This is a genomic window from Nocardia asteroides, from assembly GCF_900637185.1.
GTDB lineage: Bacteria > Actinomycetota > Actinomycetes > Mycobacteriales > Mycobacteriaceae > Nocardia > Nocardia asteroides.
In genome coordinates, this window is sequence record NZ_LR134352.1 from 6,871,442 (window position 1) to 6,884,101 (window position 12,660).

At 72.2% G+C, this 12,660-nt stretch carries 1 protein-coding gene (running past both ends of the window); it reads right to left on the reverse strand.

This entire window lies inside a single protein-coding gene on the reverse strand: locus EL493_RS31760, encoding a non-ribosomal peptide synthase/polyketide synthase (RefSeq protein ID WP_022566223.1). The 43,791-nt coding sequence extends 16,470 nt beyond the window's left edge and 14,661 nt beyond its right edge, so the window shows coding positions 14,662-27,321, spanning codon 4,888 (complete) through codon 9,107 (complete); reading right to left, the first codon wholly in view occupies window positions 12,658-12,660. The start codon and the stop codon both lie outside this window.

Genomic DNA, 12,660 nt, shown 5'->3' on the forward strand with positions numbered 1-12,660 from the left:
CTCGCGGCGGCTGCCGCTGCCCGCGTGCGATTCCACCCTGGCGGCCAGCGCGGCCACCGACGGCGCCTCGAACAGCACGCGCACGGGGACGCGGCTGTCCAGGGCGGCGCCGAGGCGAGCCACCACCTGGGTGGCGATCAGCGAGTTGCCGCCCAGGTCGAAGAAGTCGTCGTCCAGGCCGACGGCGCGGTCGCCGGACAGGCCGAGCACCTCGGCGAAGGTGGCGGCGACGATCTCCTCGATCGGCGTGCTCGGCGCGCGGAACTCGCGCGCCTCGAACACCGGGTCGGGCAGCGCACGGCGATCCAGCTTGCCGTTGGCGCTCAGCGGCATCTCGTCGAGCACGACGAACGCGGCCGGGACCATGTACGACGGCAGCTGCGCGGCCAGATGCGCACGCAGCGCGTCGATCTCGGTGGTAGCACCGGCGGCGGGCACGACGTAGCCGACGAGCTGGTCACCCGTGCGGGCATCCGAACGGACGACCACGACCGACTGCCCGACGCTCTCGTGCGCGGTGAGCGCGGCCTCGATCTCGCCGAGCTCGATGCGCAGACCGCGCAGCTTGACCTGGAAGTCGGTGCGGCCGAGGTAGGTGATGACACCCTGCTCGTCGCGGCGCACCAGGTCACCGGTGCGGTACATGCGCTGACCGTCGGTGCCGAACGGGTCGGCGACGAAGCGGTCGGCGGTCAGATCGGCGCGGCCGAAGTAGCCGCGCGCCAGCTGCGCGCCGGCCAGGTACAGCTCACCGGCGACCCCGGCGGCGACCGGGTGCAGACGCGAATCCAGTACGTAGGCCTGCGAGTTCCAGACCGGCGCGCCGATCGGGACCGCGCCGTCGACCTGGTCGGCGACCGGGCCGTGGGTGGCGTGGACGGTGAACTCGGTGGGGCCGTACAGGTTGAACAGCGCGGCGTCGCTCACCTTGCGCAGCGCGGCGACCGCGTCACCGGTGAACGCCTCACCGGCGATCAGCAGGGCCCGCAGCGAGGACAGAGCTCCGCCCTGGACGGCCGCCGCGTCGACGCTGCCCGCGAATACGGTCAGCATCGACGGCACGAAGGAGGTCATGGTGACGCGCTGCGCCGCGATGACATCGGCGAGGTACTGCGGGTCGCGGTGCCCGTCGGGGCTCGCCACCACGATCCGGCCACCGGTGCTCAGCGGGCCGAACAGCTCCCACACCGACACGTCGAAGGTGGCGGGCGTCTTGAACAGCACCACGTCGTCGGCGCCGATGCCGTATTCACCGGTGATCCAGCGGATCTGGTTGACCACGGCGGCGTGCGACACCGCGACACCCTTGGGGCGACCGGTCGAACCGGAGGTGAAGATGACGTAGGCCGGGTGTTGCGGACGCAGCGGCGCCACGCGCTCGGCATCGGTGACCGGCGCGTCGGCGTAGGCCGCCACCTCGAGGGTGTCGACGGCCAGCGTCGGCAGCTCGCCCGCGTCGAAACCGTCGCGCTCGGTGGTGAGGACCACCACCGGAGCGGCGGTCTCCAGCACGTAGGCGATGCGGTCGGCGGGCTGGTCCAGGTCGAGCGGCACGTAGCCGCCGCCGGCTTCCTGCACGGCGTAGGCGGCGACGACCAGGTCGATGCCGCGGCGCAGACCGAGGGCGACCAGGGTCTCCGGGCCGACGCCCGCCTCGATCAGGCGACGCGCCAAACGGTGCACACGCGAAGCGAATTCGGCGTAGGTGAGCGTGGCGCCGGTGGCCGGGTCGACGATCGCGACCGCGTTCGGGGTGGCGGCGGCCTGGCGGGCGAACTCCTCGACCAGGGTGCCCGCGTCCGGCAGGGCGCGCGCAGTGTCGTTCCAGCCGCGCACGGCCAGGGCGGTCTCGGTGGCGTCGAGCAGTTCGATGTCGCCGACGGCGCGGTCCGGGGTGGCCGCGATCTCGGCGAGCAGGCGCGCGAACCGGGTACCGAAGCCAGCCATGGTCTCGGCGTCGAACAGATCGGTGGCGTAGATCAGCTCCGCCACGATCCCGGACGCGCTGCCGGCTTGCTTCGCTGTGCCCGATTGATCCGCTCCCGAGGGCCCTGCGTGGTCACGCTTCGCTACCGCCTCCGGGCCCGCCGGTCGCTTCTCGGTGAGCACCACGTTCAGGTCGAACTTCGCCACGTCGACCGGAAGCTCCACACCGCTGACCGTCAGACCGGGCAGCTCCAGGCTGGTCTGGCCGGTGTTCTGGAAGGCCAGCATCACCTGGAACAGCGGGTGCCGCGCCTGCGAGCGGGCCGGGTTGATGATCTCGACCAGGCGCTCGAAGGGCAGGTCGGCGTGGCCGAAGGCCGCGATGTCGCTCGCGCGCACCGCGCCGAGCAGCTCGGTGAAGCTCGCGTCGCCGTCCACCTCGGTGCGCAGCACCAGGGTGTTGACGAACATGCCGATCAGGTCGTCGAGCGCGCGCTCGCCGCGACCCGCGATCGGGGTGCCGATGGCGATGTCGGCCTCGCCGGACAGACGCGAGAGCAGCAGCGCCAGCGCCGCGTGGGTGACCATGAACAGCGTCGCGCCCCGGGTGCGGGCCAGTTCGGCCAGCGCCGCGTGGGTCTCGGCGTCGATCTCGAAGGTGTGGGTGGCGCCGCGACCGCTGGCGACCGCGGGACGCGGTCGGTCGGCGGGCAGGTCGAGCTGCTCGGGCAGGCCGCGCAGCCGCTCGCCCCAGAACGAGATCTGCTGGGCGATCACGGACTTGGCGTCGTCCTCGTCGCCGAGCACGGCGCGCTGCCACAGCGCGAAGTCGGCGTACTGCACCTCGAGCGGACGCCAGGCCGGTTCCGCGCCTTCGACGCGGGCGCTGTAGGCGGTCATCACGTCGCGGGTCAGCGGGCCCATGGAGAAGCCGTCGGCCGAGATGTGGTGCACGACCAGGGCGAGCACGTGCTCGGTCGGGCTGATCTCGAACAGCGCGGCCCGGAACGGCACCTCGGCGGTGACGTCGAACGCGGTCGCCACCAGCGCCGAAAGACGCTGCGGCAGTTCGGCGCTCGTGGTCTCGATGGGCGCGAGGTCGGGGATGACCTTGCCGGTCGGCACGATCACCTGGTGGGCCGCGCCGGCGACCTCCGGGTAGTAGGTGCGCAGCGACTCGTGGCGGGCGAGCACGTCGGCCACGGCCACCTGCAGCGCCTGCCGGTCGAGCAGGCCCGACAGCCGCACGGCGGCCGGGATGTTGTCGACCGCGGATTCGGGGTCGAAGCGGTTCAGGAACCACATGCGCTGCTGCGCCAGCGACAGCGGCACCCGCTCGCCACGCTGCTGCGGGACCAGGGCGGCGCGGCGGTCGGTGCCCGAGTGCGTCTCGGCCCGCGCGGCCAGCCCGGCCACGCTGGAGGCCTCGAACAGCTCGCGCACGCCGATGTCGGTCTCCAGTGCGGCCGACAGGCGGGCGGCGACCTGGGTCGCGGTCAGCGAGTTGCCGCCGAGGGCGAAGAAGTCGTCGTCGAGGCCGACCCGCTCCAGGCCGAGCACGTCGGCGAAGGTGGCGGCCACGATCTCCTCGACCGGGGTGGTCGGGGCGCGGAACACCGCGGCCTCGAACACCGGCGCGGGCAGCGCCTTGCGGTCGAGCTTGCCGGAGGCGTTGAGCGGGAACTCGTCGAGCACCACGATGACCGAGGGCACCATGTAGGCGGGCAGGTTCTCGCCCAGCTCCTCGCGGGCGTCCTCGATGTCGACGGTGCGGCCCGGCGCGGCGATGACGTAGGCCACCAGCTGGTCGCCGGTGTGCTGGTCGCCGCGGACCACGACCACCGACTGGGCGACCTCGTCGAGCCCGGTCAGCGCCGACTCGATCTCGCCCAGCTCGATGCGCAGACCGCGCAGCTTCACCTGGAAGTCGGTGCGGCCCAGGTACTCCAGCTCGCCGTGCTCGGTCCAGGCGACGAGGTCACCGGTGCGGTACATCCGCCGACCGTCGTCCTCGAAGGGGTTGGCGACGAAGCGGTCGGCGGTCAGGTCCGGACGGGCCACGTAGCCGCGCGCCAGCTGGGTGCCCGCCAGGTAGAGCTCACCCGCGACACCCACCGGAACCGGCCGCAGCCGCGCATCCAGCACGTAGACCTCGGTGTTGAACACCGGGGCGCCGATCGGGACGGTGTCGGTGTCGGTGTCGACGACCTCGTGGAAGGTGACGTCGACCGCGGCCTCGGTGGGGCCGTACAGGTTGTGCAGCGCGGCGCCGGTGAGCTCGCGCAGGCGGTGCGCGGGCTTGGGCGGCAGCGCCTCACCGGAGGCGAACACCATCCGCAGCGACTCGCACTGCGCGGCGGCCGCGTCGGCGACGAACACCGCGAGCATCGAGGGCACGAAGTGGGTGACGGTGACGCCCTCGGCCCGGATGATCTCGGCGAGGTAGGCCGGATCACGGTGCCCGTCGGGCTTGGCCACGACCAGGCGCGCGCCGATCTGCAAGGGCCAGAAGAACTCCCACACCGACACGTCGAAGGTGGCGGGCGTCTTCTGCAACACCACGTCGGCCTCGGTGAGACCGTAGGCGGTCTGCATCCACACCAGACGGTTCACGATCGCGCCGTGGCTCACCGCGACGCCCTTGGGACGACCGGTCGAACCGGACGTGAAGATCACGTACGCGGTGTTGGACGGACGCAGCGGCACCGTGCGCTCGGCATCGGTGATGCGCGTATCGGCGTAGCCGACCAGGTCGAGCAGGTCGATGCGGACCTGCGCGGTGTCGATCTCGAGATCGGTGTCCGAGGTGAGCACACACACCGGATCCGCCGTCGCCAGAATGTATTCCGTGCGCTCGGCCGGGTGATCGGGGTCGAGCGGCACATAGGCGCCACCGGCCACGCTCACCGCGTACATGCCGACCACCAGGTCGATCGAGCGGCGCATGCCCAGGGCCACATAGGTTTCCGGGCCGACGCCGCGATCGATCAGCCAGCGCGCCAGGCGGTACACCCGCTGGGCGAACTCGGCGTAGGACAGACTCGTCCCCTCGAAACTGAGGGCGACGGCGTCCGGCGTCCTGGCCAGCTGCGCCTCGAACATCGAGACCAGGGTGGCGGTGGTGTCCACCTCGTGCGCGGTGGCGTTCCAGTCGCGCACCACCAGCTCACGCTCGGCGGCGTCGAGCAGTTCGATATCGCCCACGGCCACACCGGGTTCGGTGGTGATCGCGGTGAGCACCCGGATCAGGCGCTCGGCGATGCGGTGCACGGTGGCGGCGTCGAACAGGTCGCTCAGGTAGCCGGCGCGGATGCGCAGCTGGGTGTCGAGCTGGGCGATCAGCGACAGCGGGTAGTGCGTGGCGTCGGCGGCGTCCAGGCCGGTGACGGCCATGCCGTCGATGTCGGCGGCCTGGGCCTTGATGCCCTCGGCGTCGACCGGGTAGGACTCGAAGACCACCAGGGAGTCGAACAGGCCACCGACGCCGGCGGCCGACTGGATCTCGGCCAGGCCGATGTAGTGGTGGTCGAGCAGGTCGGCCTGCTCGCCCTGGGTGCGGGTGAGCACCTCGCGCACCGATTCGGCGGCGTCGAAACGCACCCGGACCGGGACGGTGTTGATGAACAGACCGACCATGCCCTCCACACCGGACAGCTGGGCCGGTCGGCCGGAGACGGTGGTGCCGAACAGCACGTCGTCACGGCCGGTCATCCGGCCGAGCACGATCGACCAGGCGACCTGCAGCACGGTGTTCGGGGTGACGCCGAGGTCGGCGGCCAGCGCGACCAGGCGGGCCGTGGCCGGCTCGTCCAGGTCGAACAGGTACTCGTCCGACAGGGCCGCGATCTCGCGGCCCGCGTCGGCCCTGGCCAGCAGGGTCGGCTCGGTGACGCCGCGCAGCGCGTCGGACCAGGCCGCCACCGACACCGCGTGATCCTGCTGGGCGACCCATTCCAGGAAGTGGCGGTAGGAGCGGACGGCGGGCAGCGCGCTGGTGTCGCCGTGCAGCGCGTAGAGCGCGAGCAGGTCACGCATGACCAGCGGGGTCGACCAGCCGTCGAGCAGGATGTGGTGGTTGGACACCACGAAGCGCCACTCGTCGGTGCCGGATCCGGCGGCTGCGGGTCCCTCCGTGGTTACGCGAGCTGCCGCCTCCGGGCCCGTCGCATCCGCCGAGGCGATCCGGATCAGGGTGAAGCGGATCAGCGGCGGCGCGGCCAGGTCGAAGCGGGCGGTGCGGTCGGCCTCGACCAGGTCGGCGAACTCACCGGTCTCGGTGCGGTCGTGCTCGGTCCACGCCACCTGGGCGTGATCGAGGACGACCTGGACGGCGTTGCCGTCGTGGTCGGTGACGAACGCGGTGCGCAGGGTCTCGTGCCGGTCCAGCAGGGCCTGGGCGGCGGCGCGCAGACGGGTGGCGTCGACGCGACCGGTGAGCGTCAGGACCGCCTGGGCGGTGTAGACGTCGACCGAGCTCGCGGCCAGGCGGGCGTGGAAGAACAGACCGGCCTGCAGCGCGGCCAGCGGCCACACCTGGGTGAGCGCCGGGTAGCGCTTCTCCCAGACGTCGATGTCGCGCTGGGTCGAGCGCACGAGCGCGAAGTCGGACGGCGTGTGGCCGCCCGCGTCGGCCGAGTTGGCGTGCCGGGCGACGGCTTCCAGCGCGGTGACCCACAGGTCGGCGAACTCGCGCACCTCGTCGGCGCCGAGCAGGGTGCTCGGGTAGCCGATGTTGGCGCTGAGCTTGTCGCCGACGACGATCGCGTTGACGTCCAGCGGCGCCATCGCGGGCATGTCGGCGTCGTAGGCGCCACCGAGGGCGGCCAGCTCGGGCGCGGGGATCCAGCCGAAGCCGCGCAGGGCGTCGGGCACGTCGCTGTCGGCGACGCGGCCCAGGTAGTTGAAGCTGATCTGGCCGGGCAGCTGGGTGGGCAGCTCCGCGGCGGTCTCGGCGTTCATGTACCGCAGCAGGCCGTAGCCGATGCCCTTGTCGGGCACGGCGAGCAGCTGTTCCTTGACCGCCTTGACGGCCCGGCCCAGCGCGGGACCACCGGCGAGGGCGGCATCGATATCGATGCCGGCCAGGTCCAGGCGGACCGGGAAGATCGCGGTGAACCAGCCGACGGTGCGGGACAGGTCGGCGCCGGGCGCCACCTCTTCCTCACGGCCGTGGCCTTCCAGGCGCACCAGCAGCTGATCACCGGTGGTGCCGGCGCGCGCGGCCCGCCACTTGGCGGCGGCCAGGGCCAGCGCGGTGAGCAGACCGTCGTTGACGCCGCCGTGGAACAGCGCGGGCACGGTGGTCAGCAGGGCCTTGGTGACCTCGGCGGACACCTCCACCGGCAGCTTCTCGATGACGCCGGAGACGTCGACGGCCGGGTTCATCGGCCGCTCGGTGAGCAGCGGATCCGGGGTCGCGACGACCTCGCGCCAGAAGTCCAGCTCGGCGGCGCGTTCGGGGGTGCGCGCCTCGTCGGCCAGCGCGTGCGCCCAGGCCCGCATGGAGGTGGCCGGGGCGACCAGCTCGGGGGCCTGTCCGGCGGACAGCTGACCCCAGGCGGCGACGAAGTCGGGCACCAGGATGCGCCAGGAGACTCCGTCGACCACGAGGTGGTGGGCGACGACGATCAGGCGACCGGCGCGGGTGACCTTCGCCGCAGCCGCGGCTTCGGTGCCGGCCAGCGCGCCGACGGCCGAACCCGCGGCATCGCCGGTCGCGGGCAGCGAGATCGCGGGCGCCGACGCGCTCACGGTCGGCTCCAGCCACACGAAGCGGACGACCACACCGGCGGCCGGATCGAGCCGGTCCAGGCTGGCATCCAGTGCGGCGGAAGCGATCTCGACCAGCTGGTCGTCGGTGGCGTCGGCCGGGAAGGTGCTGTGATCGATCAGCGCGTCGACGTCGACCGCGCCGGCGGGCGCGGTGTCGACCACCCAGCGGCCGTCGACCTGGTGCAGGCGCGAACGCAGCATGTCGTGGCGGTCGACGACCGCGCCGACGGTGGCGGCGATGCCCGCCCGGTCGATGCCGACCGGCAGTTCCAGCGCCATGGTCTGGTTGAACCGGTCGAACGAACCGGACCGCTCGGCCATGAACCGCACGACCGGGGTCAGCGGCATCTCGCCGACACCGCCACCGGGCAGCTCGGCCAGCGTGATCGCGGCGGCCGAGGCCACATCGGCGGTCTCGGCCACCGAGGCCAGCCCGGCGACGGTGCGCTGCTCGAAGACGTGGCGCGGGGTGAACAGCACGCCGCGGGCCTTGGCCCGGGAGACGAGCTGGATGGACACGATCGAGTCGCCGCCCAGGGCGAAGAACGAGTCGTCCACGCCGACCCGCTCCACGCCGAGCACCTCGGCGAAGACCTCGGCGATGGTCTGCTCGACGGAGGTGCGCGCGGCCCGGAAGGTGACCTCGGTGGCGAACACCGGCTCCGGCAGCGCCTTGCGGTCGAGCTTGCCGACCGGAGTCAGCGGCACGTGGTCGATCACCATGATCGACGAGGGCACCATGTAGGCGGGCAGGCGCTCCTCGACGTGCGCGGTCAGCGCCGCGACATCGATCGAATGTCCCGGCGCGGCAACCACATACGCGACCAGCGAGACCGCGCCCGCGGTGCTCTTGTGGCCGACCGTGGTGGCGAAGTCGACGGTCTCGTGCGCGGCGAGCGCGGAGTCGATCTCGCCCAGTTCGATACGGAAACCACGGATCTTGACCTGGAAGTCGGAGCGGCCGACGTATTCGACGGTGCCGTCGGCGGTCCAGCGCACGACGTCACCGGTGCGGTACATCCGCTCCCCCGGCACGAACGGATCGGCGACGAAGCGGTCGGCGGTCAGGCCGGCGCGGGCGTGGTAGCCGCGCGCCAGCTGGATGCCCGACAGATACAGCTCACCCGCGACACCCACCGGAACGGGCTGGAGCTGGGCGTCCAGGATCAGCGAGCGCATACCGCGCGTCGGGCCACCGATGGTGACCAGCTCGCCCGGCGTCAGCGCCGCGCTGATGTTGGTCATGATGGTGGTCTCGGTGGGACCGTAGCCGTTGTGGAAGGCACGAGTCGTGCCGTCCGCCAGCGGAACAGCCCACTTGCTCACCAGGTCGGCGGGCACCGCTTCACCACCGGCGACCAGGACGCGCAGCGAGTCCAGGCCGCTCGGGTCGAAGGTGGCCAGCGCGGCGGGGGTGATGAAGGCGTGGGTGACCCGCTCGGCGCGGATCAGCTCGGACAGTTCGTCACCGCCGTAGACACCCGGCGGCACCACGACCAGCGCGCCGCCGCGGGCCAGCGCCAGCAGCAGCTCCAGGATCGAGGCGTCGAACGAGGGCGAGGCGAAATGCAGTGCGCGGGTGTCGGAGTCGAGGGCGTAGCGCTTCGCCTGCTCCTCGCCGAAGTTGGCCAGACCGGCGTGGGTGACCACGACGCCCTTGGGCACACCGGTCGAGCCGGAGGTGTAGATGACGTAGGCGGGCTGCTCGGGCGTGGTCGCCCGGACCAGCTCGGCGTCGTCGATCGGGCCGCCGTCGAAGGCGTCCAGATCCAGTTCCTCGAGCACCAGCCAGCGGGCCGATTCGGGCAAGCCCTCGCGCACGGAGGCCACGGTGAGGCCCAGCGGTGAGCCGGAGTCGGTGACCATGTGCGCGATGCGGTCGGCCGGGTAGGTCGGGTCGACCGGCACGAAGGCGGCGCCGGTCTTGGCGACGGCCCAGGCGGCGAACACCGAGTCGGCCGAACGCGGCACACCGACGGCGACCAGGTCCTCGGCGCCGATGCCCTCGGCGATCAGCAAGCGCGCCAGGCGGTTCGAGCGCTCGTCGAGCTCGGCGTAGGACAGAGCTGTCCCCTGGAACACGACGGCGTCGCCGGTCGGGTTCTGGGCGACAGCGTCGGCGAGCAGACTGCGCAAGGTGCGCGCGGGCACCGGCGGCTCGCCGACCCGCAACACCAGGTCGGTGCGCTCGGCGGCGTCGAGTACGTCGATGGCGCCGACGGTCACCGACGCGTCGGCGGCGACGGCCGCGAGCACGCGCTCCCAGCGGGTGGCGATGGTGTCGACGGTGGCTTCGTCGAACAGTTCGGTGGCGTAGTTCAGTGCCAGCGCCATGCCGCCGCTGCCCGGCTCACCCAGCTCGGACAGGGTGAACTGCAGGTCGAAGCGGGCGACGCTCTCGTCGAGGTCCAGCGCGGAGACGGCCAGACCGGGCAGCTCCAGCGTGGCGCGGTCCAGGTTCTGGAAGGCCAGCATCACCTGGAACAGCGGGTTGCGCGACTGCGAGCGCTCCGGCGCCAGCAGTTCCACCAGGCGCTCGAACGGCACATCGGCATTGCCGTACGCGTCGAGGTCGGCCTTGCGGGACTGCTCGAGCAGGTCGGTGAACGACTCGGCCGGGCGCACGCCGGTGCGCAGCACCAGGGTGTTGACGAACATGCCGACCAGGTCGTCGAGGGCCTGCTCGCCACGGCCCGCGATGGGCGTGCCGATGGCGATGTCGTCGGAGCCGGACAGGCGCGACAGCAGCACCGCCAGCGCGGTGTGCATGACCATGAACAGCGACGCGCCCTGGCTGCGGGCCACCTCGTCGAGCTTGCCGATCAGCTCCGGCGACAGCTCGCGGTGCACGGTGGCGCCGCGATGCGAGGCGATGGCGGGGCGGGCCCGGTCGAACGGCAGGGTCAGCTCGTCGGGGACACCGGCGAGCTGGCGCTGCCAGTAGCCGACCTGGCGCGACAGCAGCGAGTCGGCGTCGTCCTCGGTGCCGAGCACGGCGCGCTGCCAGATCGCGAAGTCGGCGTACTGCACCGGCAGCGGCGCCCAGCCGGGCGCGGTGCCCTGGGCGCGGGCGGTGTAGGCCAGCATCACGTCGCGGGTCAGCGGCGCGATGGAGAAACCGTCGGCGGCGATGTGGTGGACCACCACGACGAGCACGTGCTCGTCGTCGCTCACCTTGAACAGGCGGGCGCGCAGCGGAACCTGTTCGGCCACATCGAAACCGGTGGAGACGAACTCGGTGACGGTGTCGAACAGCCGGTCCTGGGTGACCGTGACCGGACGCAGATCCAGCGAGATGCGTTCGGCGGCCACGATCTGCTGCACCGGGGTGCCGCCGTGCTCGGGGTAGCGGGTGCGCAGCGATTCGTGCCTGCGCAGCAGGTCGGCCAGCGCCAGCGCCAGCGCCTCGGTGTCGAGCGCGCCGGTGAGGCGGATCGCGACGGGCAGGTTGTAGGCGGCCGATGTGGTGTCGTACTTGTTCAGGAACCACATGCGCTGCTGCGCGAACGACAGCGGGATCAGCTCGCCGTCGGTGCGCTCGCGGGCGACCAGCGCCGCGCGGGCGGTGCCGCCGGTGTGCGATTCCACCCGCGCCGCGAGGGCTTCCACGGTGGACGCCTCGAACAGCGCGCGCACCGGCACGGTCGCGCCGAGCGCCGCGCCGATGCGGGCGACGACGCGGGTGGCGATGAGCGAGTTGCCGCCGAGGTCGAAGAAGTCGTCGTCGACGCCGACCCGGTCCAGGCCGAGCACGTCGGCGAAGACCGCGGCGACGGTCTCCTGCACCGGGGTGACCGGCGCGCGGAAGGCGCGCGCCTGCACCGCGGGCGCGGGCAGGGCACGGCGGTCCAGCTTGCCGTTGACCGTCAGCGGGATCCACTCGAGGCGGACCAGCGCGGCCGGGACCATGTAGGCGGGCAGCTGTTCGGCGGCGCCGCTGCGGACGACGTCGAGGTCGGGCTCGGCGTCGCCGTCGGCGACCACGTAGGCGACGATGCGCTGGTCGCCCGGCTGGTCCTCGCGGACGATGACCGCGGCCTGGGCGATGCCCGGCTGGGCCAGCACGGCGGCTTCGATCTCGCCGAGTTCGATGCGGAAACCGCGGACCTTCACCTGATCGTCGGCGCGGCCGAGGTATTCGAGTTCGCCGAAGCGGTTCCAGCGCGCGAGGTCACCCGAGCGGTACAGGCGCGAACCGGCCTGGTTCGGGCCCGCCAGCGGGTTGGCGACGAAACGGGTGGCGGTGAGGTCGGGGCGACCGAGGTAGCCGCGCGCCAACTGCGGTCCGGCGACATACATTTCGCCCGCGACGCCCACCGGCACCGGCCGCAGCCGGTTGTCGAGCACGTACACGCCCAGGCCCGCGATGGCCCGGCCGACGACCGAACCGGCCGCGGCGGCAATGGTCTTCGCGTCCAGCGCGCGGTACGACACGTGCACCGTGGTCTCGGTGATGCCGTACATGTTCACCAGCGTCGGCGCGCTGTCGCCGTGACGGGCGACCCAGTCCGACAGGCGGCGCAGTTCCAGCGCCTCGCCACCGAACACGACGTAGCGCAGCGCCAGCGGCGCCAGGCCGGGTCCGGCGATCCGGTCGGCCTCGGCCAGCTGGTAGAACGCCGACGGTGTCTGGTTGAGCACCGTCACCTGTTCGACGCGCAGCAGTTCCAGGAACTGCTCGGGCGAGCGCGAGGTGTAGTAGTCCACCACGATGAGCGAGCCGCCGAACAGCAGCGGGCCCCACAGCTCCCACACCGAGAAGTCGAAGGCGTAGGAGTGGAACAGCGTCCACACATCGCGCGGACCGAAGCCGAAATCGCGATCGGTGTTGGCGAACAGGCGCACCACGTTCCGGTGCGCGACCGCGACGCCCTTGGGGCGGCCGGTCGAGCCGGAGGTGTAGATGACGTAGGCGACGTTGTCCGGCGAGAGCGGCGCGATCCGGTCCGCGTCGGTGATCGG